27 protein-coding genes are annotated in these 25,353 nt (G+C 59.1%); 10 read left to right on the top strand and 17 right to left on the bottom strand.

Features of this window, described 5'->3' with window-relative positions; translation table 11 throughout:
* Position 1: 1 nt before the first annotated feature.
* The 3 genes from zapE to CAF65_RS18265 all read left to right on the top strand — a co-directional run bounded on the left by zapE (position 2) and on the right by CAF65_RS18265 (position 2,340).
* Positions 2-1,120, top strand: a complete 1,119-nt coding sequence (zapE, locus tag CAF65_RS18275; protein ID WP_085717538.1) for a cell division protein ZapE — start codon at positions 2-4, stop codon at positions 1,118-1,120.
* A 26-nt stretch (positions 1,121-1,146) separates the two neighbouring features.
* On the top strand, positions 1,147-1,728 hold the full coding sequence (locus tag CAF65_RS18270) for a DinB family protein (protein ID WP_085717537.1): 582 nt from the start codon (positions 1,147-1,149) through the stop codon (positions 1,726-1,728).
* A gap of 117 nt (positions 1,729-1,845) precedes the next feature.
* Positions 1,846-2,340 (top strand): GNAT family N-acetyltransferase, encoded by a 495-nt coding sequence (locus CAF65_RS18265; RefSeq protein ID WP_085717536.1) that lies wholly within the window; start codon positions 1,846-1,848, stop codon positions 2,338-2,340.
* Between the two features lie 95 nt (positions 2,341-2,435).
* On the opposite strand, the gene CAF65_RS18260 is transcribed toward CAF65_RS18265, so the two are convergent.
* From CAF65_RS18260 to CAF65_RS18250, 3 genes are all read right to left on the bottom strand, one after another.
* Complete coding sequence (locus tag CAF65_RS18260; protein ID WP_085717535.1) at positions 2,436-2,645, bottom strand: hypothetical protein; 210 nt, start codon at positions 2,643-2,645, stop codon at positions 2,436-2,438.
* 136 nt (positions 2,646-2,781) lie between these two features.
* Complete coding sequence (locus tag CAF65_RS18255; protein WP_085717534.1) at positions 2,782-4,518, bottom strand: phosphoethanolamine transferase CptA; 1,737 nt, start codon at positions 4,516-4,518, stop codon at positions 2,782-2,784.
* Between the two features lie 198 nt (positions 4,519-4,716).
* A complete protein-coding gene (locus CAF65_RS18250; protein WP_085717533.1) occupies positions 4,717-4,899 on the bottom strand; it encodes a DUF6026 family protein in 183 nt (60 codons plus the stop codon).
* Between the two features lie 249 nt (positions 4,900-5,148).
* Here CAF65_RS18250 and gnd point away from each other — a divergent pair, with 249 nt between their 5' ends.
* A complete protein-coding gene (gnd, locus tag CAF65_RS18245; protein WP_371919017.1) occupies positions 5,149-6,153 on the top strand; it encodes a phosphogluconate dehydrogenase (NAD(+)-dependent, decarboxylating) in 1,005 nt (334 codons plus the stop codon).
* Positions 6,150-7,664: a glucose-6-phosphate dehydrogenase gene (zwf, locus tag CAF65_RS18240; protein WP_085717531.1), complete on the top strand. Its 1,515-nt coding sequence runs from the start codon at positions 6,150-6,152 to the stop codon at positions 7,662-7,664. The genes gnd and zwf overlap by 4 nt, the downstream gene beginning before the upstream one ends.
* A gap of 50 nt (positions 7,665-7,714) precedes the next feature.
* Here zwf and nhaB read toward each other — a convergent pair whose 3' ends face one another.
* The 3 genes from nhaB to CAF65_RS18225 form a co-directional block, all read right to left on the bottom strand.
* A complete protein-coding gene (nhaB, locus tag CAF65_RS18235) occupies positions 7,715-9,217 on the bottom strand; it encodes a sodium/proton antiporter NhaB (RefSeq protein WP_085717530.1) in 1,503 nt (500 codons plus the stop codon).
* Between the two features lie 78 nt (positions 9,218-9,295).
* Entirely contained in the window at positions 9,296-10,585 is a 1,290-nt protein-coding gene (locus CAF65_RS18230) for a hypothetical protein (RefSeq protein WP_085717529.1), read from the bottom strand.
* A 288-nt stretch (positions 10,586-10,873) separates the two neighbouring features.
* The gene (locus CAF65_RS18225; RefSeq protein WP_007983639.1) at positions 10,874-11,140 is read right to left on the bottom strand and encodes a hypothetical protein; all 267 of its coding nucleotides are present in this window, start codon (positions 11,138-11,140) and stop codon (positions 10,874-10,876) included.
* 342 nt (positions 11,141-11,482) lie between these two features.
* On the opposite strand from CAF65_RS18225, the gene CAF65_RS18220 reads away from it, so the two are divergent.
* Positions 11,483-12,808, top strand: coding sequence for a sigma-54 dependent transcriptional regulator (locus CAF65_RS18220; protein ID WP_085717528.1), 1,326 nt, complete (start codon positions 11,483-11,485; stop codon positions 12,806-12,808).
* Between the two features lie 58 nt (positions 12,809-12,866).
* Here CAF65_RS18220 and CAF65_RS18215 read toward each other — a convergent pair whose 3' ends face one another.
* The 8 genes from CAF65_RS18215 to pnuC form a co-directional block, all read right to left on the bottom strand.
* Entirely contained in the window at positions 12,867-14,174 is a 1,308-nt protein-coding gene (locus CAF65_RS18215) for a transporter (RefSeq protein WP_085717527.1), read from the bottom strand.
* A 46-nt stretch (positions 14,175-14,220) separates the two neighbouring features.
* The gene (locus CAF65_RS18210) at positions 14,221-14,982 is read right to left on the bottom strand and encodes a hypothetical protein (RefSeq protein WP_085717526.1); all 762 of its coding nucleotides are present in this window, start codon (positions 14,980-14,982) and stop codon (positions 14,221-14,223) included.
* 26 nt (positions 14,983-15,008) lie between these two features.
* Positions 15,009-15,689, bottom strand: coding sequence for a C39 family peptidase (locus CAF65_RS18205; RefSeq protein ID WP_085717525.1), 681 nt, complete (start codon positions 15,687-15,689; stop codon positions 15,009-15,011).
* A 67-nt stretch (positions 15,690-15,756) separates the two neighbouring features.
* Positions 15,757-16,611 (bottom strand): heme utilization protein, encoded by an 855-nt coding sequence (locus tag CAF65_RS18200; RefSeq protein WP_085717524.1) that lies wholly within the window; start codon positions 16,609-16,611, stop codon positions 15,757-15,759.
* A 64-nt stretch (positions 16,612-16,675) separates the two neighbouring features.
* Positions 16,676-17,254: an adhesin gene (locus CAF65_RS18195; RefSeq protein WP_085717523.1), complete on the bottom strand. Its 579-nt coding sequence runs from the start codon at positions 17,252-17,254 to the stop codon at positions 16,676-16,678.
* 1 nt (position 17,255) lies between these two features.
* Positions 17,256-17,702 carry a hypothetical protein gene (locus CAF65_RS18190; RefSeq protein WP_371919016.1) on the bottom strand — a complete coding sequence of 149 codons (447 nt, stop codon included), beginning with the start codon at positions 17,700-17,702 and terminating at the stop codon, positions 17,256-17,258.
* Positions 17,703-18,044: 342 nt separating this feature from the next.
* The gene (locus tag CAF65_RS18185; RefSeq protein ID WP_085717521.1) at positions 18,045-18,569 is read right to left on the bottom strand and encodes an AAA family ATPase; all 525 of its coding nucleotides are present in this window, start codon (positions 18,567-18,569) and stop codon (positions 18,045-18,047) included.
* On the bottom strand, positions 18,566-19,129 hold the full coding sequence (pnuC, locus tag CAF65_RS18180; protein ID WP_085717520.1) for a nicotinamide riboside transporter PnuC: 564 nt from the start codon (positions 19,127-19,129) through the stop codon (positions 18,566-18,568). The genes CAF65_RS18185 and pnuC overlap by 4 nt, the downstream gene beginning before the upstream one ends.
* A 404-nt stretch (positions 19,130-19,533) precedes the next feature.
* On the opposite strand from pnuC, the gene CAF65_RS18175 reads away from it, so the two are divergent.
* Together CAF65_RS18175 and CAF65_RS18170 are read left to right on the top strand one after the other, a co-directional pair.
* Complete coding sequence (locus CAF65_RS18175; protein WP_085717519.1) at positions 19,534-20,364, top strand: undecaprenyl-diphosphate phosphatase; 831 nt, start codon at positions 19,534-19,536, stop codon at positions 20,362-20,364.
* Entirely contained in the window at positions 20,361-20,792 is a 432-nt protein-coding gene (locus CAF65_RS18170) for a DUF1294 domain-containing protein (protein WP_085717518.1), read from the top strand. Before CAF65_RS18175 ends, CAF65_RS18170 begins: the two co-directional genes overlap by 4 nt.
* 8 nt (positions 20,793-20,800) lie before the next feature.
* On the opposite strand, the gene CAF65_RS18165 is transcribed toward CAF65_RS18170, so the two are convergent.
* Both CAF65_RS18165 and CAF65_RS18160 read right to left on the bottom strand, forming a co-directional pair.
* Positions 20,801-21,160: an MmcQ/YjbR family DNA-binding protein gene (locus CAF65_RS18165; RefSeq protein ID WP_057400078.1), complete on the bottom strand. Its 360-nt coding sequence runs from the start codon at positions 21,158-21,160 to the stop codon at positions 20,801-20,803.
* Complete coding sequence (locus CAF65_RS18160) at positions 21,157-22,065, bottom strand: LysR substrate-binding domain-containing protein (RefSeq protein WP_085717517.1); 909 nt, start codon at positions 22,063-22,065, stop codon at positions 21,157-21,159. Before CAF65_RS18160 ends, CAF65_RS18165 begins: the two co-directional genes overlap by 4 nt.
* Before the next feature lie 131 nt (positions 22,066-22,196).
* On the opposite strand from CAF65_RS18160, the gene CAF65_RS18155 reads away from it, so the two are divergent.
* Both CAF65_RS18155 and CAF65_RS18150 read left to right on the top strand, forming a co-directional pair.
* Complete coding sequence (locus tag CAF65_RS18155) at positions 22,197-22,808, top strand: FMN-dependent NADH-azoreductase (RefSeq protein WP_085717516.1); 612 nt, start codon at positions 22,197-22,199, stop codon at positions 22,806-22,808.
* A 169-nt stretch (positions 22,809-22,977) separates the two neighbouring features.
* Entirely contained in the window at positions 22,978-24,015 is a 1,038-nt protein-coding gene (locus tag CAF65_RS18150) for a dienelactone hydrolase (RefSeq protein ID WP_085717515.1), read from the top strand.
* 119 nt (positions 24,016-24,134) lie between these two features.
* On the opposite strand, the gene CAF65_RS18145 is transcribed toward CAF65_RS18150, so the two are convergent.
* Complete coding sequence (locus tag CAF65_RS18145; protein ID WP_085717514.1) at positions 24,135-25,322, bottom strand: MFS transporter; 1,188 nt, start codon at positions 25,320-25,322, stop codon at positions 24,135-24,137.
* Positions 25,323-25,353: the final 31 nt, after the last annotated feature.

Raw genomic sequence — 25,353 nt, 5'->3', positions numbered from 1 at the left:
CATGACTATCGATTCCCCCTTAAGCGCCTGGCAGCACGCCATTGAACAAAAGGGCTTCGTCCAGGACGAGGCCCAGGAGCATGCCGTGTGGGCCCTGCAAAAATGCCACGAAGCGTTGCACGAGGGCCGCTCGCCCATTTCCGGTGTGTACCTGTGGGGGCCGGTGGGGCGCGGTAAAACCTGGTTGATGGACCAGTTCTACCAAAGCCTGCGAGTACCGGCACGGCGCCAGCACTTTCACCACTTCATGGGCTGGGTGCATCAGCGCTCGTTTCAACTGACCGGCACCGCCGATCCGCTCAAGGCGTTGGCCCGTGAATTGGCCGAAGAGGTTCGCGTGTTGTGTTTCGACGAGCTGTTCGTCAATGACATCGGCGACGCGATCATTCTCGGGCGCCTGTTCCAGGTGATGTTCGAACAGGGCGTGGTGGTGGTCTGCACCTCCAATCTCCCGCCGTCCAAGCTGTACGCCGACGGTTTCAATCGCGACCGTTTCCTGCCCGCCATCGCGGCGATCAAGCAACACATGCAGGTGATTGCAGTGGATGGCGGCGAAGACCATCGCCTGCACCCGGGTGCAGGCTCGCAACGTTATTGGGTGGCCGAGCCCGGCCAGCCAGATGCGCTCACCGAGGTGTTCTCGGGTTTGGCCGTGAATCAGCCGGTATCGAACGAACCGGTCAAGGTCGGTTACCGCTCACTCGAGGTGGTCAAGGTCAGCCCGACCGTGCTCTGGACCCGTTACGCCGCACTGTGCGAGCAACCTTTCGCAGCCATGGATTTCATCGCCCTGTGCGATACCTACAGCGCTATTCTGTTGGGTGACGTACCCAACCTCAGCGCGCAAAAGCGTGCCGGGCGCATTGCCCGTGGCACCGAAGACGGTGTCGAGCGGGTGGCAGCGGGGGACCGCGAGCTGCCGCAGTTGTCGGTGCATGACGACGGTGTGCGACGGTTCATTGCACTGGTGGACGAATGCTACGACCGCAAGGTGCCGCTGTACCTTGAAGCGCAAGTGCCAATGGCGTCGCTTTACACCGAGGGTTATCTGGAATTCCCGTTCCGTCGCACCCTCAGCCGATTGCAGGAAATGCAACTGCAACGTTTCGCCGAAGTTTGATCGGGATTTGATCGGGAGCAGCGAACATGAATCAGCCCCTGTCGCACCACTTGCTGACCATGGCCTATCAGAACGCCTGGGCCAATCACCGACTGGCCAAGGCCTGGCGTCAGTTGAGTCCCCAGGAACTGACTGCACCGCGGGTCAGCTTCTTCCCGACTATCCGCGCCACCCTCAACCACATCCTTACCTGTGACTGGTTTTATGTGGACGCCCTGGAGCGCGAACTGCGCGGCGACGATCCGCATCCCGATTGCCGTGTGTTTTTCAAGGAAGACGAGCCCTTTCTCATGGCGACCGATCTCGTTGGCGAACAGGCCCATGTCGACCGCCGGCTGATTGCCTATTGCGAGCAGATGCGCGACGCCGACCTTGGCAAAATCGTGACCATTGCCCGCGAAACTCCGCAACACGACAGTCGTTTGCGCCTGCTGTCCCATTTGTTTGAACACCAGATCCATCACCGCGGCCAGGTTCACGCCATGCTCAGTGGCACCTCGGTCAAGCCACCGCAACTCGACGAGTTCTTCTGCGCCGGTGAGTCGCACTTGCGGGCCGAGGATTTTGCCGAGCTGGGATGGACGGAAGCCTTGATCTGGGGCGCTTGAGCGCCAAAGAATTGCGCGGTTGCGATTGTCGATAGCACGGTGCTCGCGCTATGTTCAGCAGGCACTTCAGCGTGAAATACATGCTGGGGGCTACTTTATGTGTGATCGAGGATGGAAATGGACTCCGCAGAAATTCTTGTGCTTCAAGCCAGTTACACCAATCCGGTGCATGCCGAGGCTATTTGTCTGGTGTTGAACCATTATGCAGAGGACCCGATGGGGGGGGGGGGCCAGTCGTTGCCAGCCCATGTACTGGAGCAACTCCCGGCAGAGCTTGCCAGGCGTCCCCACGCCTTCAGTGTGCTGGCCTTTGTCGGCGGCGAGCCAGCCGGGCTGGTCAATTGCTTCGAGGGGTTTTCGACTTTTGCCTGCCGGCCGTTGGTCAATGTGCACGATGTGTCGGTGGTGAAAAAATTTCGCGGGTTGGGCTTGAGCCGGAAGATGCTGCAAAAGGTCGAGGACATCGCCCGCCAGCGTGGTTGCTGCAAGCTCACCCTGGAGGTGCTGGAAGGCAATGCCGTGGCGCAGGGCTCCTATGAAAAAGCCGGTTTCGCCGCTGGCATGTTCGATCCGGCCCATGGGCGCATGCTGTTCTGGACCAAGGCGCTGTAGCCCGGGAATCAAAAGACGGCAGATAAAAAAGGGCGTCCATCAGGACGCCCGAACGGTGTTCTCCAACTGTAGAGCCGCAGTCAGAGGTCCATGGATCATTTCGGTCTGTAGGTTTCAGTCATTTGTGCGGTTTGATCGTCGGGCACCCGCAGCTCGGTGCTTTGGATCGGATGGCCCAGGGCTTGTTGCTGGGCCAGTCGCAGACTTTCGTAGTAATAGCGCATGCGTTCGGCGCCTCCCTCGGCAAATGCGCTGGCCGAGCCCAGTGCCATCAGGCTGGCGAGGATCACGGCGGTACGTTTCATGGTATGCCTCCCACTTTGAATCAGTGTCGAAATGGAATTATCCGCCGATTCGGTTAAATGGGAATTAACTTCACCAACGGCTGCCACTTCCGAAGCGGGAGCATGAAAAAGGGGCCGGAATCGGCCCCAGAAAGGATTACTGCTGAGCGACCGCGGGTGGCGTTTTCGGCTTCATCAGGCTGAAGTCGATCAACGCGCGTTGCTCACGCTCATAGGGGTTGCCGATCATCAATGGCCGGGCCTTGAAACTGTCGCTGACCACACTTTTGCTGCGATCGAGTTCGTCGAAGCTCAGGCCTGCCAGATCGGCCCAAGTGTGGATCAGGTGTGAGCTGCTGTAAGGCCGCGAGAGATCACCGGCGAGGTTCCAGTCATGGGTTGCCCGCCATTTCGGCGAAGCCCAGGCCATGAATGGAATGGTGTACATCGGTGCTGTCGGCTTGTTCTCGTTGCGCCCCAGGGTACTGTGACCCGCAGAGTCGAACACGTCTTCGCCATGATCGGACAAGTACAGCAGGAAGCCGTTCGGATCGGTCCTGGCGTAGTCCTTGATCAGGCTGGACACCACGAAGTCGTTGTACAGCACGGCATTGTCATAGCTGTTGTATGTCGGCAACTGGTCATCGCGAATGCCGGCCGGTACGCCGGAGCGGTCCTGGAACTTGTCGAAGGTCGACGGGTAGCGGTACTGGTAGCTCATGTGCGTGCCGAGCAAATGCACGACGATGAGCTTGCGCGGTGCCGCATCGGCCAGGGCCTTGTTGAACGGCTCGATCACGTCGCCATCGTACTGGGCGGCGTTCTGGTTGCGGTTGTTGTTCAGGTACACCTGCTGGTCGGCCTGTTCGGAAAAGGTCGTGAGCATGGTGTTGCGCTTGGTCATGGTCTGCTGGTTTGTGATCCAGAAGGTCTTGTAACCGGCCTGTTTCATCATGCTGACCAGTGATGGCGTCGTCAGGTACAGGTCCGGGTTTTCTTCGTCGGCGAAGGTCAGGACCTGCTGCAGTGCCTCGATGGTGTAGGGGCGCGGGGTAATGACGTTGTCGAAAACGTCCAATTGATCCTTGAGCTTGTCCAGCTCCGGCGTGGTTGGCCGGGGATAGCCATACAGGCTCATGCGCTGACGGTTGGTGGACTCGCCGATCACCAGCACCAGGGTCGCAGGCGTGTTGGCCATTGCATCCTTGAGGTTGTGCAGGGGGGGAATCTTGCTGGCGCTTTCCAGCATGTCCTGCATACCGGCCAGGGTGTCCAGGTAGCGGTGATAGGCCACGGCCATCTGCCATGGCACCGCAGGTTCGATGCGGGTTTCGAACTTCTCGAACCCGGCGGCGAAACTGCCGGTACGCTGGGTCTGCTTGATCAGCGGATAAGCGACCACGGCGACCAGAATGGCCGTTGCTGCCACGATTGCCTTGCCACGGGGCAGGTACACCGGGCGCAGGCGTGTCCACAGGAACCAGGAAAAAGCACTGTGGGCGAGGAAGGCCGGGACCATCCACCAGGCGAAATACTGGGTCATGTACTCGCCGGCTTCAGCCACGTTCGACTCGAACATGATGAAGATGACGCTCTGGGAAAATTCCTGCTGGTAAATGAAGAAATAGCCCAGGCTCGCCATGGAGCACGCCCACAGTACGACGCCGATCACCGCGGACATGACGCGGGTTTGCCTGGGGAACAGCAACATCGGCGCCAGCCAGATAGCGCTCATGACAAAGGCCTGGCGGAATCCGCTAAAGCCGGAGGTGCCAGTCAGCTGGATCAGTAGTTGGGTAATGCCGGAAAAGTACCAGAAGAATACAAACAACCAGACGAATCCGGCCCAGTCGAAACCTGCCGCAGTCGTTTGGCTGCGTTTAAACAAAGACATTCAGCGCTCCAGCCGAGAATTCACTACCACCGCCGGGACTTGGATATCACGGACGACGAACGAGGGCCGCGCGGAATCGGGCGACCTAAACGAGTAATTCTCGTGTAACAATTGTGAAAATTTTGTGAGTTACCGAGGATGGCAGGACGTGAGCCGGTGCGGAAGCAGTGCAGACTGCTCCCGCTTGAAACGAGGGAATCAGGCGAGTGGGGTGCGTTGCGTCACAGCCATGGGCTGCGTCTGACCGGATTGCAGCAGCAGCCGCAATTGCGCCAGCTCCTGTTTCAACTGATCGCGTTCGTCCTTCAACTGACGCAATTCATCGCGACGGATAGTGACGTAAAGGGTTTGTGCTGGCAGTGCGGTGTGTACTGTGCCCATTGCTCACCTCGCAAATGGCGTGTCTCAACTGTAGAGCCGCCTCGAAATCAGCGGCTGATCTACTATCGGCGCCAATTTTGATTTCTTTTGCCCTTGAAGGGAACTTTTTTATTTTTCATTGTCGTTGTGTCTTCGGCTTGATTCCCGACGTTATCCATCAGGATCGGGCACAATGCCCGGAAACTTCGTGCCAACGCTCTGGACTAACCTCATGAGTCGCGTTGGGCTATAACCTTTGACACACATTTTATTTGTAGTAGGGAGCATCAGCACATGCAACTCGGGATTATTGGACTGGGCCGCATGGGCGGCAATATTGCACGGCGCCTGATGCTCAACGGGCACACCACCGTTGTTTATGACCGCAATACCGCCTTTGTCGAAGCCCTGGCCGCAGAGGGTTCCACTGGCGTCGCCGACCTGCCGGCCCTGGTCGCTGGCCTGGACAGGCCGCGTGCGGTGTGGGTCATGCTGCCGGCCGGCGCGCCGACCGAAGAGACCATCGACACCCTCGCCACCTTGCTCGAAGCCGGCGACACCATCATCGACGGCGGCAACACCTTCTATAAGGACGATATCCGCCGGGCGAAAACCCTGTCGGAAAAAGGCCTGCATTACATCGATGTCGGTACATCCGGTGGCGTCTGGGGCCTGGAGCGTGGTTACTGCATGATGATCGGCGGCGATGCCGAGACCGTCACGCGCCTTGATCCGCTGTTCGCCACCCTGGCCCCGGGCCTGGGTGATATCCCGCGCACCAAGGACCGCAAGTCCGACGACGATCGTGCCGAGCGTGGCTACATTCACGCCGGCCCCGCCGGTGCCGGGCATTTCGTGAAGATGATCCACAACGGCATCGAATACGGAATGATGCAGGCCTTCGCCGAAGGCTTCGACATCCTGCAAACCAAAAACAGCGAGAGCCTGCCGCAAGACCAGCGCTTCGACCTGAACGTCGCCGACATCGCCGAAGTCTGGCGTCGTGGCAGTGTGGTGTCTTCGTGGTTGCTCGACCTGACCGCCGACGCCCTGGCCAGTGATCCGAAACTCGACGGTTTTTCCGGGTCCGTGGCCGACAGCGGTGAAGGTCGCTGGACCATCGAAGCCGCGATGGAGCAAGCAGTGCCGGTGCCGGTGCTGTCGAACTCGCTGTTCTCCCGCTACCGCTCCCGTGGGCAAGGTACCTTTGGCGACAAGATCCTCTCGGCCCAGCGCTTCGGCTTCGGCGGCCATGTGGAGACCTCGAAGAAATGACCCATTCGATCCGCAGGAAATCCAAGGCTGAGCCCGCACCACCGACGACGCTGTTTCTGTTTGGCGCCCACGGTGACCTGGTCAAGCGTCTGTTGGTACCGGCGCTGTATAACCTCAAGCGCAACGGTTTACTCGGGGAGGGACTGCGGATCATCGGCGTTGACCACAACGCCATCAGCGATGAAGGCTTTGCGCAAAAGCTCGAAGACTTCATTCAAAGCGAGATGGCTGGCAAGGGCGACCACACCCTTGATCCAGTCGTCTGGTCCAAACTCGCCAAAGGCATCAGCTACGTCCAGGGTGACTTCCTGGACGACAGCACCTATCAAGCGCTGGCGGCGAAAATCGCCGACAGCGGAACCGGCAATGCGGTGTTCTACCTGGCTACCGCGCCGCGTTTCTTCAGTGAAGTGGCACGCCGTCTCGGTGCCGCCGGCTTGCTGAAGGAAACCCCCGAGGCTTTCAGAAGGGTAGTGATCGAAAAGCCCTTCGGCTCCGACTTGCAAACGGCCGAGGCCTTGAACGCCTGCCTGCTCAAGGTGATGACGGAAAAGCAGATCTACAGGATCGACCATTACCTGGGCAAGGAGACCGTACAGAACATCTTGGTCAGCCGGTTCTCCAACAGCCTGTTCGAAGCGTTCTGGAACAATCACTACATCGATCACGTGCAGATCACCGCCGCCGAAACCGTCGGCGTGGAAACCCGTGGCAGTTTTTATGAGCACACCGGTGCACTACGGGACATGGTGCCCAATCACCTGTTCCAGTTGCTCGCGATGGTGGCGATGGAGCCTCCCGCCGCGTTTGGCGCCGATGCGGTCCGTGGCGAGAAAGCCAAGGTCGTCGGCGCGATCAGGCCCTGGACGGTCGAGGAGGCCCGCACCAACTCGGTGCGTGGCCAATACGTCGCGGGTGAGATTGGCGGCAAGGCACTGCCAGGCTATCGCCAGGAAGACAAGGTCGCGCCCGACAGCAATACCGAAACCTATGTGGCCCTCAAGGTCATGATCGACAACTGGCGCTGGGTCGGGGTGCCGTTCTACCTGCGTACCGGCAAGCGCATGAGCGTGCGCGACACCGAGATCGTGATTTGTTTCAAGCCGGCGCCCTATGCGCAGTTCCGCGATACCGAGGTCGATGAGCTGCAGCCGACCTATTTGCGCATTCAGATCCAGCCCAACGAAGGCATGTGGTTCGACCTGCTGGCCAAGCGGCCCGGTCAGGCCCTGAAGATGGACAACATCGAGCTGGGGTTCGCCTACAAGGACTTCTTTGAGATGCAGCCGTCCACCGGCTACGAAACCTTGATCTACGATTGCCTGACTGGCGATCAGACGTTGTTCCAGCGCGCCGACAACATCGAAAACGGCTGGCGCGCCGTGCAGCCGTTCCTGGATGCCTGGCAGCAGGATTCCAGCATGCAGAGCTATCCTGCCGGGGAAAACGGCCCCAAGGCCGGTGAAGAATTGCTCATCCGTGACGGTCGCGTCTGGCATCGCCTCGGATAACACGTATCTCCTGTGGGAGCGAGCAAGCTCGCTCCCACAGGGTTGGGGGGTTACAACCAGTAACTCACCGCATACCAGCCCAATGTCCCCATCACCACGGTGTACGGCAGGGCCATCCACACCATCCGCCCATAAGACAGGCGCACCAGCGGTGCGATTGCCGAGGTCAGCAAGAACAGGAAGGCCGCCTGACCGTTGGGCGTCGCCACGCTCGGCAGGTTGGTGCCGGTATTGATCGCTATGGCCAGTGTCTCGAAGTGCTCACGGGTCATCTCACCCGCCATGAATGCGCGTTTCACTTCGGTGATGTAAATGGTTGCCACGAACACGTTGTCGCTGATGGCGGACAACAGTCCGTTGGCAATGAACAGCATGCCCGGCTGTTGGTTCGCCGGCAGTGTCAGCACCCAGTGGATCAGAGGGGCGAACAGTTGCTGGTCGTGAATCACCGCGACCACAGCGAAAAACACCACCAACAAGGCGGTGAACGGCATGGCGTCCTTGAACGCGGTGCCGAGGCGGTGTTCGTCGGTGATGCCGGTAAAGGCGGTGATCAACACAATCACCATCAGGCCGATCAAGCCCACTTCGGCGATGTGGAACGCCAGCCCTGCAATCAGGATCAATGCGGCAACGCCTTGCACCAGGAGTGCCGCACGTTGGCGTATGGTGCGCTCGGCATTGTCTTCGGCGGCGTAGTTGGCCAGCACCGCACGGACGTTATCCGGTAGCAGCGTGCCGTATCCGAACCCGCGCAGCTTTTCCAGCAGGACGCACGTTACCAGCCCGGCAACCAGTACCGGCAGGGATACCGGCGCAACCCGGGTAAAGAACTCGGAGAAGTGCCAGCCCATTTCATGGCCGATCAGCAGGTTCTGCGGTTCACCAACCAGCGTACAAACGCCGCCCAGAGCGGTACCCACGGCACCGTGCATCAGCAGGCTGCGCAGAAAGGCGCGGAACTGTTCGAGATCACCCTGATGCAGTGTTGGCAGATGTTGGTCGTCGCTGAACTCGCTGTCCTGACGCGGATCGTTACCCGAGGCGACGCGGTGATACACCGAGTAAAAGCCTACGGCGGCACTGATAATTACGGCGGTCACGGTCAAGGCATCGAGGAACGCCGACAGAAAGGCTGACAAAAAGCAGAACATCAGGGCCAGCAGGGCCTTTGAGCGAACCCCCAACAGCAAGCGCGAAAACAGGTACAACAACAAGTCCTTCATGAAGTAGATACCGGCCACCATGAACATCAGCAGCAGGATCACCGGGAAGTTGTGCAGCAACTCCTCGTACAGCGTCTGGGGCGTAGTCATTTTCAGCAGCAGGGCTTCAATCAACAACAGGCCGCCGGGCATCAGCGGATAACACTTGAGTGCCATGGCCAGGGTGAAGATGAACTCCAGCACCAGCAGCCAGCCGGCAGCCACCGGGCCTGCGGTCCACAGTACCAGCGCATTGAGAATCAGAAAGCCGACGATGCAGGCCTTGTACCAACGGGGCGAGTTCCCGAGAAAGTTGTGTGCGAACGCCTGGGCCATTGAGCCGGACATCGGCTGCTCCTTGTTTTAAGAAGCGCGCAAGTTGCCGTAAGCCGCCGAGAAGATCAAGCGCAGAACAACCGGATCGGTTCAGCCCAGATATCGTGTGACGACGGCCTTGTAACTGCCATCCAACGAATAGCCGCCAGCTACGATGTTGCCATCGGCCTGCACCGCGACACAGGTGGCAGTATCCAGACTGGGGCCGAGGCGGGTCCGTGCAAAGCCTTGGCCTGCGCCAAAGCGGCCATCGAGACGGCCATTGGGCTGGTACCGTCCGACAATGAAGTCTGCCTCAGCGCCGCCGAGGGTCGCGCCCGCGGTGATCAAACTGCCATCGGACTGTAATTGCGCGGCGTTCCACTGGCAGCCGCTGCGGCCAATTTCCAGGCATCGCGGGTGGCCGCTGTTGCAGTGGTTGTCGGGGCGGCCGTTGCTGTGCATTTTAAAGGTCAGGCAGTGCATCGGTTCATGACTGCTGCCCACACACAGGATACCGCCAGTGTCTTGCTGGAGCACCTGGCTGACCTGGGCGCCATGTCCATGCGCCTTGAACGTCATGAATCCATCCACGGCAAAGCTCTCGTCGAGGCGGCCATCCGGGTGATAGCGGGCCAGCAAGCCTTCTTCAGGGAAGTTGATCGATCCACCCACCAGAATCCGACCGTCGCGTTGTACTGTCAGGCTACTGAGCCAGGTATTCATGAGCAGGTGACGTACCACGGCAAAGCCGTGACCATTGAACGAGCAGTCCAGAGAGCCTTCGACATCCAGGCGTATCAACAGGCCCACGTGGTCGGCCAGTTCAAAGTAATGGTTGGCCAGGATCAGGATCCGGCCGTCTGGCTGTACGTCCACATCGCAGGCTTCTGCGCCTGGCACGCCGGGAGGCAGCCAGATATCACGCCTGCCCAGGGACAGACCGCCAGGCAATCGCACGACGCGCTGGCCATTATCGCCAAAGCGTTGAACCAGGTTGCCCCGCTGATCCAGCAATGCGAGGGCCGGAAGCGTGTGGTGCGCATTTTCGTAGTGCAACCCGGCCAACAGGATATTGCCGTCGGGCATGACCACAACCTTGGCGCCCATGGCTTCGAATCCCGGTTCGAATTGACCGATGACGCTGCCTTGCTTACCGAACGTGAGGTCAGCGGAGCCATCCGCCAGCAAGCGGGCCAGGCCAAAGCGGCAGCCATCGGCCATGGCGACCTTCGCAACCACCAGCAAACGGCCCTGGGCATCGATTGCGACGTCGTTGGCCATGCTGGAAAGGCTGTCGGCGAAATACACTTGGGCTTTGCCGTTGGCGGCAAACGTCGTATCAAGGGAGCCGGCAGTGTTCCGGGTGGTGGGGTAGGCAATAGCGGGCCGGATTGACATGAACCGCATCTCCTTGCGAGTCGTCCGGATCCAGAAGTTTGGGTGGCGACGATATAAAGGAGACTATTCAACCCCTGAATGGGGAGATGCACAACAGTGAGAAGTCACAGACGGAGAGTCGCTGTGTGCCACAACAGTGTCTTTTCGAACCAATAGCGAGCCTGCAAAGTACCGGGTACGTAAAAGTCCGAACTTGCGAAGGTGATCAGTGCGGATGGGCGAGAACGTTCAGTCCAACTAATGACCGGGGGGAGGGTGCGGATTACCCCGGGGTAATCCGCAAAACGATTAGTGCGGCATCGACCACGACTGCAGTGTGTAACCTTCCTGGCTCAATTCGGCACGGGCCTGTTCCAGCAGCAGTTCGAGTTGTGCCGGATCGGAATAAGCGCTGCTTGGGATCTGTTTGCGGCCAATGCTGGTGCTGGTGCGGTCGATAACGGTCAGGCTGAGTTCGCCATTACCGTCTTGTGGAGCCCAGGCCACGCATTTGAATGGTTTAAATGCGCGGTCGGCAATCAGAAGTGCTTCGTTGATACGCAGCGGGGCGTTCATGGGGTCTTCTCTCTGTATGCCCAATCAAGTGATGTGCCGTCGGTTGGGCTTACCGTTCGGCTGGTTACTTGTACTGATGCCCGCAACCGGGGTTTGGGTCACACACAATCAAAAGAATTTTCCACTTTATTTCATATACTCAAGAATGAGACTGACATTGAAAGCTGAATGAAAGGCAAGAGTCGTTAGGTAACTATCAAAAGCATTTCTTATAACCGGTTTTATGACAACTCTATAGTCAAACAGTTCAAGGGCCTGTCAAATTCTTGCTAATGTTACAGCCAGGTCCGCCAAATGACTGTTTTTAATAATTTTTCTTAAATTTGGCGCCAAGGAACAGTCATGAGCGATGCGCCTGCTTTACGACGTTTACTAGTGGTGGACCCCTGCGACGATTGCCATCGTCTGATCCCCGGATTGAGGGCTATCGGTTGGGACGTTGATAGCTGCACGCTGGAGAACGCCACTGACCGAACCTGTGACGTGGGCTTGTTACGCTTGCAGCCCTTTCACCTCGAGCACCCGGAAGCTGTCAAAGAGTTGATCAGCCGCAGTGGCACCGAGTGGATAGCCGTACTCAATCAGGACGTGCTGCGACTGCAAAATGTCGGCGACTTTGTCTGTGAATGGTTTTTTGACTTTCATACCTTGCCGTTCGATGTGTCCCGGGTCCAGGTAACGCTGGGGCGGGCGTTTGGCATGGCGCGCTTGCGCGGGCAGGGCACGGTCTATGTCGACCAGCCCGAGCACGAATTGCTGGGCGACAGCAAACCCATTCGTGAGCTGCGAAAGCTGTTGAGCAAACTGGCTCCGACTGATTCTCCGGTGTTGATTCGGGGTGAAAGCGGCACTGGCAAGGAACTGGTCGCACGAACCCTGCATCGTCAGTCCCAGCGTCACAGCAAACCCTTCATTGCGATCAATTGTGGTGCGATTCCCGAGCATTTGATCCAGTCCGAGCTGTTTGGCCATGAGAAAGGCGCATTTACCGGCGCGCACCAGCGCAAGGTCGGACGGATAGAAGCCGCCAACGGTGGCACCCTGTTTCTCGACGAGATCGGTGACCTGCCGCTGGAGTTGCAGGCCAACCTGTTGCGGTTCCTCCAGGAAAAACACATCGAGCGGGTGGGTGGCAGTCAGCCGATTCCGGTGGATGTGCGGGTTCTGGCGGCAACGCATGCCGACCTTGAGGCCGCCATCGAGAAGAAGCGCTTTCGCGAAGACTTGTATTACCGCTTGAACGTACTGCAAGTGGTGACCGTTCCGTTGCGCGAGCGCCATGGCGACCTGGCGACGCTGGCCAACCACTTCTCCCATCTCTACAGCCATGAAACCGGGCGCCGCCCACGCAGTTTCAGCGAAGACGCGTTGATTGCCATGGGCAAACACGACTGGCCAGGCAATGTTCGCGAACTGGCCAACCGTGTTCGTCGCGGGCTGGTATTGGCCGAAGGCCGGCAGATCGAGGCCCGTGATCTGGGATTGATCAGCCAGCATACAATCGCCGCGCCGATGGGGACCCTCGAAGAATACAAGTCACGGGCCGAACGCCAGGCGTTGTGCGATGTATTGAATCGTCACAGCGACAACCTGAGTATCGCCGCCAAAGTATTGGGTGTGTCGCGACCGACCTTCTACCGCTTGTTGCACAAGCACCAGATTCGCTGAATCGCAGCCTGTAAGAAAAAACCGTTGCGATTGCAATTGCAGCGGTTTTTTGTTCGGGTCAGAAGTAGTAAGGGAATTTCAGGCTGAACTGGAAGTCCGGGGCATCGTCCGTCATGCCGATGGACAGGTTGGGGACGATGGTCAGGTTGTCGGTGGCCGCAATGGTCATGCCGATGTTGAAGTAGCCGGCGTTGGCATCGCTGGACACTACCGATTGCCAATCCCCGCCATCTTCCTTGAGCTTGCTTTTGCGTTGCACCAGGTCAGAGACCGAGAACGACATACTCATCTTTTCGTTCAAGGCGAACGCAATACCCGCGCCAATCTGGAAGCTGTCGCCAATTCGGACTTTGCCCGGTGTCTTGACCGCCGGGTTGGAGCTGATGTCGTCGAAAGACTCCTCCAGGTTGTGCGTGTAGGACAGGCTGCCGAACAGCACCGCCGGATCGAATGTCTTGACCAGAGAGATCCCCGGCGTAATCGACCAGACGCCATTACCGGTAGGCAGGGATTCAGGCACGGCCAGGTTGGAGTTATCGGCCGCCCGAATCAGCTTGATGCCGAACGGGTCTTTGCCGGTCGGTGCCTTGACGCGTAACGTCACCACGGCATCCGGCGTGTTGTCCGATTCGTCGAGGAATTTGTAGGCGATACCGAAGTTGACGTCACCAATGGTCGGGTCTTCTTTGACGGTATCTTCGGTCGTGACGTTGGCAGTGCCGTTGTTGCCGCCACCTGACTGATACGTGGACTCACGGTAGACCACCGGCACGTTCAGGTCGAACTGCCAGCGATTGTTGAAGTTGTAGCGGCCGGTGAGGTCAAGCGTCCAGGTGTCGGCCTTGATCCGGTCAAGGTTGATGGCGCCCAGGAAGATCGAGTCCAGGGCGAGAAAGCCGTTGAGGATCAGTTGCCGGGTATCGTACCGGGAGTAGGTTATCCCGGTTTCGAAGCTGAACTTGCCACCGCCGAAGAACCCGCTGGCCTCGTCATACAGGTTTGAAACGCTTTGCGCCGGTTGTGAGTCATCGGCCAGCGATTGTCCATAAGAGCTGCCGCTGCCCCCGCCGGCGCCCCCTGAAGCCGCCGCGGCGCCGGTGCCGGTGGCGACTTTTGGATTGCCTTTCAGGTCCGCTGGCGACTTGACCAGGCGTTTAGGGGGAGGCGAAGCGGGTTGGTCTTCGACCTGGCGGACCCGCTGTTCGAGAACCGCCAGGGCCTTTTGCTGTACCTCGTATCGCTGCTTCAACTCTTGAAGTTGTTGTTTGAGAGCCTCCACATCCGCGTCAGTTGCCGCCTGTAACATTGTCGTCGGTAGTAGAGTGCTCAGGCATATGACTGCACGCAATGATACTGATCGGTACATGAAATAAGCCGTCCATTTGTGCCCAATGCTCGAGACTCAGCGTAGTTCAATACCCTTGGGTCCGTAATGCAGCGAGTTGGTTCAGGTTGCAGTCCAATACACCAGCACTCGGGCCATTATTGTTGAGCACTACGTTGAGTTGAGTCATGTTGTCGACCACATTGCTGCTACCCAGCAACCGGGTGTTTTGCAGCAACCCGCCTTGGGCGACCTGTTGCAGGCTTGTGCCCTGGTTGTTGTTGGCGGTAATGGCCATCTGAACGCCACCGCTCGTCGCGGACACCGCGACACTGCCTGCAGCATTGCTGCCGGAAATGGTTTGACCGGCCACCAGCGCCTGGCCCTGGCTCGGCACCAGTGCAGGGGCCGTGCGGGCCTCTTTGACGTTGATGGCGATGTTGTTGTTTGAGCGGTTGCCATCGCCTGCGGCCCGTGTGACCTGGGTGATGCCCCGAGAGGTGTTCAGTTCTGCGCCACCCATCACGTTACCGGTACCCTCGTTGTGCGAACTGCCTTTACCGGATTGTTTGATGGTTGAAACATAGAACTCGGGCTTGACCGTTGCGGCTTGTAGCTGCATCGAGGTAGAGGCCCCGATCAGATCACCACTGGCGTTGCGCCAGGTACTGCTCATGACAACACCGAAGCTGATGATCCGCCCCGGCATTACATACCGGCCACGCAACTCGGCCAGTTCCTGGTCCTTGATTTCGATGGGTCTGAACTCATCAGCAAAACCTGAAGTGGTCGCTGCCAGACAGGCAACGACCACCCAATACGAGGTTTTCATTTGCTGCTCCCGGAGCATCCTGCCCCCTATCATCTTGTTGGCGATTAAAAGAAGTCGCTCTGTATGAAGCCAAAATCCATCAATTCAGCGTCTTTGACCGGGTTGAAATTATCCATCTTGTTCTTGGCTGTCAGCGGTTCCGGTGGACTGCGTAACGCATTGGTTTTGTCGTAACCGGGACCGATGATTGCGAAAATAATGCCATTCCAGCCTTTGACAAAGTCATCATGGGGGTAGCGTTTGTGTCCGAGTACCGGGTCGCCGATATAGACCCAGTTCTTGTCCGCCCGCTGCAACACCACGAAGTGCTTGTAGCCGCGAATTTCCATCAGTACCACCACCGGAATCGTCACTGCATCGAGTCTTTCAGGCGGAATCTTGTAGCCCCTGGCGCGCATGCCGATGCGCTCTATGTAGCGCTTCATGTCCAGCATGGAAAAACCCTGGGTACGCACAAGGTCCTGGTCTGCGGTGAGCAGCATGCCTTTGATGACGTGCTCCTCATCGACGTCGAGCCAATAGGCCTGGCGCAGTATCGTTGCCAGCGCGGCGGCGCCGCAGCTGAAATCGGTTTTTTGTTCGACGATGTCGCTGAACTTGCGCTCACGCAAACTCTGTACGTGCTTGTACACCAGCACGCCCCCCGGCAGGGCGGCAACCGGTATCTGTGCGGCCTGGGTCAGGCCAGACAGGCAGAGCAGGGCGAATAGGACAGTCTTACGCATGATCGATACGCCTTGAGGCTGTAGAAAAGCCCCGTCGACGGGGCTTTCATTGCGATTGTGATCGCGATTACTGGCAAGTTTTGCAGCCTGCGGCGATGGACAGCGAGTTGCTTTGCTGGTTGCCTACGCCGGACGATACGTTCGCTCCGCCGTTGCCCGAGAAGTTATTCATCGAGCCCGTTATCGAAGCATTGTTGGTTACAGGGGGCTTCCAGCTATCTGGGGTTATCACTTGTTGAGTGGTTACGCCAGCCAGACCGAACACACCCACGGGTACGACATCTGTCGTGGGTTTGCCGTTGTTGGTGACCTTCATCCCGGACGTGCTTTGGTTGGCCGCTGCCGCCGCCAGTGCTACACGGCCGCCCGAAACGGCAATCGCCAGGTTGTTTTTCTGTTGGTTGAAGGCGCCGGTGGTCACGTTGATGCCGATATTGCCGGAACCGCTGTTGCCGGCGTTATTGAGCGTTGTGTTGTTGGTGTTGGAGCGGTTCCTGGCGGTGTTGCCGTTGCTCCTCTGAGTCGCGCTTGAGGCGGCGACGGCCGTGCCGAAAATAAAGCTTTCGTCAGCAGTGGCAAGGGCGGCGGCGTTGTCTTGCTGGTTGCCGTCACCGGCTGCAACGTTGGCACCCATGTTGCCGTTGGAGTTGTTCAGGGAGTTATCGACCTTTGCGTCGTTTTCGGTGCCCTGGTTCGATACGGAGTTGTGATGGCTGTTCTGCGAGTCCATCACGGCGGCACCGGCGCCTGCTGTAATTTGCAGAATTTGTTCCAGGCTCGGGCCTTCAGGCTGAGGGTTGTTGACTTGCCCGTTGCCCTGACCGTTGCCCTGACCATCATCAAGAGCGCCTGCTTGTGCTGCGAATGCCATCACTGCCGCCAGAGCGAAAGCAAGAGGTTTGAGAGCAGTTTTCGGGTTCATGGTGTTTCTCCGCGCTCATTTGTTGGTCAAGTGTTGGTGCTTCCCTGATTGCACTGTTTTGGGGTCAGTCGGTGACCCGGATGCTCAGGGTGTTAGCCATTCGGTTCCCCACCCCGGCACTCTGGTTAACCTGGATCACTCCCCGGCTGCCGGTGAAGGCCTGGTCGCTTGTCACGACCTGGCGACTGCCGTTTGGGGTGCCAGTTGCTCCCGAGTTCGGTAACAACGCCACGTTCTGTTGAGAAAGGGCGTTATCGTCAACGGCCTGCGGTGCAGCACTGATGCTGATTCGCATCGCGTTGGCCATCTGGTTGTTCGCCCCGGCACCCTGGTTGACGCCCAGCACGCCGCTGCCATTGCTGAAGGTGGTGCCGCCGATAGTGGCCGTTGCATCCATCGACGGATTGGCGGGCGAGGTGATTTTCTGCTGGACACTGGTGGTCGCATCGGCTTGGGTGCCAATGGCGATCGCGCGGACGTTGGTCTGCTGCTGTTGATCGCCAGCCGCCTGATTGACGTTGAAGTTGCCGCGGTATTGAGCACCGGAATCCTGGAGGGTGGCGTTGTTCACCGAGCTGACGCCCGAATCGGCCATCACGCCGGTGCAGCCGAGCAGGGCCAGTAACAGGAGGGAACGAATCATCTCATTGGCCTCCCGCCATTTTGCCCAGTGAGCCGAGGCCGGTGCTCATGGCGCGATTGATGGTTCCGGAAATTGCGCCGCCACTGCCACCGCCGTGGCCGACGGACATGCCAGGTATACCGTTGGGGTTGGTGATGATACTCAGGCCTTGTATGGCACCCGGGCCTTGCCCGTTGCCGTTGCGAAGCGCCGTTCCGGTGGTTACCCCGGCAATGTCGGCATCGCTGAGCTCGCCGTTGACGCGGGCTGAAGGGTTGGCATTGATGGTCGCCGGCTGCGGATCTCTGCCGCCGCTGCGACCGATAGGCGTGGAGTGAACGGTACGGTCAAGCACGATGACACCGTTACCTTCGGCTTGAACGTTAAAACTCAGAACAGTGCCGGCAGCGCTCGCGATCAGCAGGAGGCACCTCAAGCCATTTTTTTTGAAAATCCCCACGACGCTCATTCCTACATGTGTGACCTGGCCTGGGTCAGCTGTGTGAGGGATGGAGCGAAAGCTGTGCCGGTTTTGGAATTTTTAGTTGATTCAATGGCTTGCGTTTTTTTTTCGGAAAATCTTTGCCGAGGGTGTATCAACGGTGAGACGAAACCCTGTGCAAGCAGCTCATAAATGCCGGCGAACCCCTTTAGAACAAGGGTTCTGGCGTTGTTGTATCAATGCCTTAACAAATCCGGTGATCAAATGATCAAGGGCGTTGAAATGGGCAGTTTGGGGCAGGGAGAGTGTTTCAGGAACGGACACTTTTCCCAAGACAGGGGGAAGGTGGGGACATTGCCCTGGCGGCCTTCAGGTGTCGAGCAATCGGGTCACAGTGTCCAGTGCCTGGCGCCGGCGTTCTTGCCAACCTCCGCGCAGGACCTGAACCGGTTGGGCGTGTTGCTCAAGCCAGGCGAGGGTCTGGTCGAAAAAAGCCTGGCGCTCACTCAATCGGGGCTGACAACGCTGACCATCGTCAGTCCATGGGACGTGTTCCGGCGACAGCAGCAGGTGCAAGTCGTAATGCCGGGCCAGAAGCGCTTGTTCAATCCAGGCGGGGCAATCGCCAAACAGGGTTTGGCTCCAGAGGATATTGCTCAGCAGGTGCGTGTCGAGGATGAGCAAAGACGGTTGTTGCGCCCGCGCTTCGTCTTCCCATGCCAACTGACCGCGGGCGATGGGCGTAATGTCCGCCAGCGTGGTGTCCCGCGGATTCTGTTCGATGAACCAGCGCACATACTCGTCAACCAGAATCCCACCGAAACGCTGTTGCAACTCGGCCGCCAGCCAGCTTTTACCGCTGGATTCGGGGCCTGTGAGTACCAGGACTTTCATGCGCGCAAAGCCGGATCGGCACGCCATTCGCGCCAGCCCTGCACGGCGATAACGGTGAACAATCCGTACAGCGTGGCGGTCAGGTACAGGCCTTTATAGATGAACAACCCGACGAAAATCACATCCAGGGCGATCCACAGCGGCCAGCACTGGACACGTTTTTGCGCCATCCAGACCTGCGCCACCAGGCTGAACCCGGTCAGCGCCGCATCGAGCCAGGGTTGCGCAGCGTCGGTCCAGTGGACCATGGCCGCTCCCAGCAACAGGCTGCCGAGTGCGCCAATGGCGAGGCTGAATGCCACGGACCGGCCATCGAGCCGACTGACTTCGCGGCCATGCGTGGTTTCACCAGCCCGTGTCCACTGCCACCAGCCGTAAAGCTGCAAGGCGGCATAGACGACTTGCAGCAGCATGTCCGAATACAGCTTCACCTCGAAAAAGATCCAGCTATACAGCAGCACCATGATCAGGCCGATGGGCCAGCACCAGGGGTTCTGTTTGACCGTCAGCCAGACGGCAATGACACCGAGGGAGGCGGCAAACAGTTCAAGCCCGGACATGGAGGTTCCTTGGGGAAATCGAAGAGGGGGCCGATTGTAACCGGATCGGCGTGCGCAATCTCGTGGCGAGGGGCGTGCCCCACTGAAACGTGAAGCGGCCCTGAAATAAGCCGTGGCTTGCCGGTTTCATCGAGTCCGATCGCCGCGGGTTCTTGTTCCTGTCATAAACCATTGCCAGCATCCAGCCACGCCATGTCGCATGAGCCTGTACGAGCGCCGCCCGGACTTGTCTGCTAGGATTCCGGCCCCGCGCGGGTAAACCTGATTCAAGGTGGTTTTTTCACAGGATTTTTACGCTGCGGTGGTGATCCTTGACGCGTGGGGCTTCAGTACGCTGATCGCAATGAACGCTTTTGAAAAATACTGACGGGGCATGCCGACGCGCATAGCCTTTTGGGGGATTGATGGATCTTTGGACCGCCTTTCAGGCATTGATTCTTGGGGTTGTAGAAGGGCTGACCGAATTCCTGCCCATTTCCAGTACCGGCCACCAGATCATCGTCGCCGATTTGCTCGACTTCGGGGGCGAGCGGGCGATGGCGTTCAACATCATTATTCAGCTGGGTGCCATCCTGGCGGTGGTGTGGGAGTTTCGACGCAAGATCCTTGATGTGGTTATCGGCCTGCCGACTCAGCCGAGTGCGCGGCGGTTTACCGCGAACCTGTTGATCGCGTTCTTTCCGGCCGTGGTGTTGGGCGTCATCTTCGCCGACCTGATCCACAAATATCTGTTCAATCCGATCACCGTGGCAACGGCACTGGTCGTGGGTGGATTCATCATGTTGTGGGCCGAGCGCCGTCAGCATGAAGTGCATGCCGAAACGGTGGATGACATCACCTGGAAAGATGCCCTGAAAGTCGGCTTCGCCCAATGCCTGGCGATGATTCCGGGCACTTCGCGTTCGGGCTCGACGATCATCGGTGGGTTATTGTTCGGCCTGTCGCGCAAGACCGCTACCGAGTTTTCGTTCTTCCTGGCGATGCCAACCATGGTCGGTGCAGCGGTGTACTCGGGCTATAAGTACCGCCACCTGTTTGTCCCGGCGGATTTCCCGGTGTTCGCAGTCGGCTTCGTCACGGCGTTCATCTTCGCGATGATTGCGGTTCGCGGGTTGCTCAAGTTCATTGCCAACCACAGCTATGCGGCGTTTGCCTGGTATCGCATCGTTTTTGGTCTGTTTATTCTGGCAACCTGGCAATTCGGCTGGGTTGACTGGAGCGCGGCCAAGCCGTGAGTGACTCGCGCTCGCGCAATAACCCCGGACGCCAGTCCGGGGGACAGGTCCGTCATTCACGGCTGAAGTGGCTGGTGTTTGCAGCCCTGTGCGCGTTGCCACTGTCCGGTTCGGTGTCGTCATGGCTGCATGGGGAGTCGCTGATTCCCCTGGGGGCCTACGGCATCGTCAGCGTCGTGACGTTTTTCCTGTACTGGAGCGACAAGCGCAAGGCCCGCGCCGAGCAATGGCGCACGCCGGAGAATGTCCTGCATGCGCTGGAGTTTGCCGGAGGCTGGCCCGGCGCGTTGTTGGCCCAGCAGGTGTTTCGGCACAAAACGCGCAAAGTCTCGTTCCAGTTGGCGTTCTGGATCATCGTGCTACTGCACCAGGTGTTCTGGATCGATCATCTGTTCCTTGGCGCACACGTGTTCGCCTTGTTCCAATAACAAAAGCCCTACAGCAAGAGTCCGACTTGAGTGCGCTTTGGCAGTCTGCTCACCACCAATTGGTGGGAACGCTGCAGTAATCCCTGTAGTTCTTCATTACCGAGCGGGTAGGGCGTTTCCATGATGATCCACTGGGCGCGCGCCAGATAAGGCGCCGGGTGAATCCCCGGGCGGTCGCAATGACCGAGAAACACGTCCTTGTCGACCTTGAAGGCCAGGGAGTCACCCCGCAGGCCCTGCAAGGCGAACATCTTGTTCCCGGCAATCGAAAACACCCGTACGCCTCCCCATTTGTAGTCTTCCCGCGCTCCGGGCAGGGCGAGGCAAAATTGCGCGACATCCTCTTCGCTCATCCGTCCAGCCTTCATAACAATCGTTCCCCACAGGCATTGAAGGATTCAACCAGATGGTCAATCCAGGCGCGTACCGCCGGCATCACACCGCGTCGATGAGGATAGACCGCTTGCAGCCAGCCACCGGGCAACGACCAGTCGGGCAACAACTGCACCAGTGAGCCGTTTTCCAGTTCCTGCTCACAATACATCATGGGCAGCATCGTAAAGCCCTGGCCGGAGAGGGTGCTGGCCTTGCGCACGATAAAGTCATCGATGCCCAGCCGGGCCTCGAGCGCGAGTTCACAACTTTTGCCTTTTTGATCCAGCATTCGGATGTGCACCATGCGGTCGGCTTCCAGCGCACCGAGCACCGGCAGGCTTTTCAGATCCTCGGGATGGTTGATCTCACGGCCAACGAGAAAACCGGGACTGGCGACCATCAGCATCTGCGCCTGACGCAGCCGGCGGGTGACCAGCAGCGGGTCTTCGTCGCCCGGTTCCCGCACACGCAGGGCAACGTCAATGCCCTCGTTCACCAGGTCAACCCGCCGGTTGAGCAGCATGACTTCCAGCTGGACTTGCGGAAACCGTTCCAGAAAGTCGCTGATCACCCCCGGCAATATTTCGTGGGCCAGCCCGACCGGGCAGGACACCCGCAAACGCCCGCGGGGCTCGCTGGACATGCTGGCCACGGCCTCGTCGGCCATTTCCGCCTCCAGCAGCATGGCCTGGCAGTGCCTGAGGTAGCGTTCGCCCACGGCGGTCAGCTTCAACTGTCGAGTGGTGCGTTGCAGCAAGCGCGCGCCTAGGCGTTCTTCCAGTTCGGCGATGCGACGTGACAGTCGTGACTTGGGGATGCCCAGCAATCGTCCGGCTGCCGCGAATCCCCCGGCTTCCACGACTTTGGCGAAGTAATACAGGTCGTTGAGGTCTTGCATGATGTGAGCCTGATTGTTCTATCTGTGAGACGAACTATCGCATTATTGCCGTCTAATCAGCTATTGGTTTCTTTTGTAGGATTAGTCCCATCAGATCGCCCTTGTGGGCGATCCTCACTTGGAGAACCCACATGAAACTGCTGCATATCGATTCGAGCATTCTTGGCGACAACTCGGCTTCCCGTCAGTTGAGCGGCGAAGTCGTTAAAGCCTGGCAAATCGCCGAGCCAACTGCCGTGGTGACTTACCGCGACCTGGCCGCCGACGCGATCAGCCACTTCTCCGCCACCACTCTGGTCGCCGCCGGCACCACCGCTGAACTGCGTAACGCCGCACAACAGCACGAAGCCGAACTGAGCGCCTCGACCCTGGCCGAATTCCTCGCCGCCGATGCGGTGGTGATTGCCGCACCGATGTACAACTTCACCATCCCGACTCAACTGAAGGCCTGGATCGACCGCATCGCCGTTGCCGGCCAGACCTTCCGTTACACCGAAGCCGGCCCTGAAGGCCTGTGCGGTGGCAAGAAAGTCGTGATCGTCTCGACGTCCGGCGGCATGCACGCCGGTCAGGCAACCGGTGTTGCCCACGAAGAATATCTGAAGGTGCTGTTCGGTTTCATCGGCATCACCGACATCGAAATCGTCCGCGCCGAAGGCCTGGCTTACGGTGACGACGTTCGCAACAAAGCCATGAGCGCTGCTCACACGCAAATCAGCGAGCAACTGTTCGCCGCTGCGTAAGGCTTGCGTAAAGAACGCTACCGTTCAGGTAACACCCCAAAAAACTCTGTATTCTGGCTACGCAAGTACCAGCTACGGAGTTTTTTGTTTCTGGTCGTTTCAGATTGTGGCTCGACTTATGCAGTCAAGGGTTCACGTCTCAAGTCCGGTAACAAGGTGGGGGCATCCCATGATGCGTCTTTGTGCAACTTTACTGATTTGTCTGCTCAGCAGCCTGAATACAGTGCACGCCGCGCCTGCACCGCATCCTCACTGGAGCGTCGGCTTCCATGAGATGACTTTTCTCGACCCGCTGGACCTGCAGCCGATGCGCGCCATCGCCTTCTATCCTTCCAGTGACTGGGAGCACACCAGCAAGCTCGAGGGTTACACGGTCGAAGCCGGGGAGGACACCAAAGTCGCCATTGGCCGGTTCCCGATGCTGATGCTGTCCCACGGAAACACCGGCACCCCGCTGGCCCTGCACGACCTCGCCACGTCGCTGGCGAGGAAAGGCTTTGTCGTGGTGGCGGTGATTCACCCCGGTGACAACTCCAGGGACCACAGCCGCCTCGGTACTTTGAGTAACCTGTATGGTCGGCCGATCCAGATTTCCGAAGCCATTACCGCCACCTTGGGCGACCGTATGCTGTCGCCATTCGTCAATGCCGATCAGGTGGGGGTCATTGGCTATTCGGCCGGTGGCGAGACCGCATTGATCCTGTCCGGCGCGACCCCGGACCTTGATCGCCTGCGCCGTTACTGCCAGGAGCGTCCCGATGACCACGACGCCTGCAACACCCGGGGTGAATTGATTGTCGACCGCGACGACCTGCAACCGGTGGCTGATCCTCGCGTCCACGCCTTGATGCTGATGGCGCCGCTGAGCCTGAAGTTCGGCCGCCACACCCTGGCCGACGTGCATGTGCCGGTGCTGCTTTACAGCGGTGATGGCGACAAACTGGTGGCTGTCGACAAGAACGCCGCAGCACTGGCGCGCAAACTGCCGACGGCGCCTGACTTCAAGTTGTTGGCGGGAGCAGGGCACTTCGTCTTCATGGCGCCGTGCAATGACGAGCAGATCGTGATCATGCCCGCGCTGTGCACCGATGCCGATGGCGTCGATCGCCAGGACATTCACCGCAATCTGATCTCTGAAGCCGGAAGCTTCTTCTCGCGGACCCTGGGCAGGGCGACACGGGCAGGTATGCAAACGGCTGATCAGTAATTTGCATACAACCCTGGGGAGCGAGCTTGCTCGCGATAGCGGCGCGTCAGACGACATCAATCCTGGATGTGAGGGATCCATCGCGAGCAAGCTCGCCCCCACAGGGAAAGTGCCAAGGCTCAGGCTTTCGAGCGACTCTTGAGCAGTAACGTCAACCCCAAACCCGTCACCGACAACAATGCCGCACTGAAGAAAATCCACGCATAACCCAGGTTCAGCGCCACTGCACCCATCAACGGGCCGGCGATGGCCAGCGCCAGGTCGAAAAACACCGCGTAAGCACTCAAACCTGCGCCCCGACTGGAGTCAGGCACCTGCTTGATGGCCTCGACACCCAGTGCCGGGTACACCAGGGACAGCCCAAATCCGGTCAGGCCGGCGCCAAGGAGCGCATACCCGGTCGAAGGCGCCAGCCACAGCAGCACCAGGCCAACCGTTTCGATGCACATGCAGGCGATGGCAGAGGTGAACCCGCCAAAGCGGCTGATGGCGGAAATGAACAGCAGTCGCGACAGGATGAAACACACCCCGAACACTGTCAGGCAGTAGGCCGCACCGGTCCAGCCGCGATTGACGTAATACAAGGTGATAAAGGTCGTCAGGGTGCCGTAGCCAATGGACGCCAGGCTCAGGCTTGCGCCAAACGGCGCAATGCGCCCGAACACCGCCCAAAACGGCAGGCGCTCACCGCGCACCACGGGTACCGAGGGCTTGTTGCGAATCAGCAGCAGTGCGGCCAGGGCCAGCAGCGACAGGGCGATGCCGAGGCTGGCGAAACCGAGTTGTTGCACCATTACCACGCCCAGCGGTGCACCGATGGCAATCGCACCGTAGGACGCGATGCCGTTCCAGGAGATCGACCGCGCGGTATGCTCAGCGCCTACCTGGCCCATGCACCAACTGATGGTGCCGACGCCGATCAACCCTTGGGCGATCCCCAGCAACAGGCGCCCGGCGATCAAGATCAGCAGGCTGAGCAAGGGAAAGCCTTGCGACAGGGTCGACAGCAAGGTCAACACGCCACTGAGCACGATCCCCGCCAAGCCATAGATGATTGCGCGCTTGGTGCCAACGCTGTCGGACATCCGCCCGGCCATGGGCCGGCTGAGCAGGGTGGCGAGGTATTGCGAGCCGATGGTCAACCCGGCCACGACGGCGCTGAACCCGAGTTGCTCGTGGACATACCCCGGCAAGACCGCAATTGGCAAGCCGATGCAGAGGAAGGCAATGAAGGTATAGAAAACGATGGAGACGATCTGCAGGGTGATCGCCATGGAACTTTGCGGAGCAGCTTGCTGCACAGACATGAGGGCTCGTTCGCGGGCGGCGGTGGGAGAG

It is taken from the genome of Pseudomonas sp. B28(2017), assembly GCF_002113025.1.
In the GTDB taxonomy this organism is placed as follows: Bacteria; Pseudomonadota; Gammaproteobacteria; order Pseudomonadales; family Pseudomonadaceae; genus Aquipseudomonas.
The sequence above is the reverse complement of the archived record's forward strand: the minus strand, read 5'-3'. Positions and strand labels throughout refer to the sequence as shown.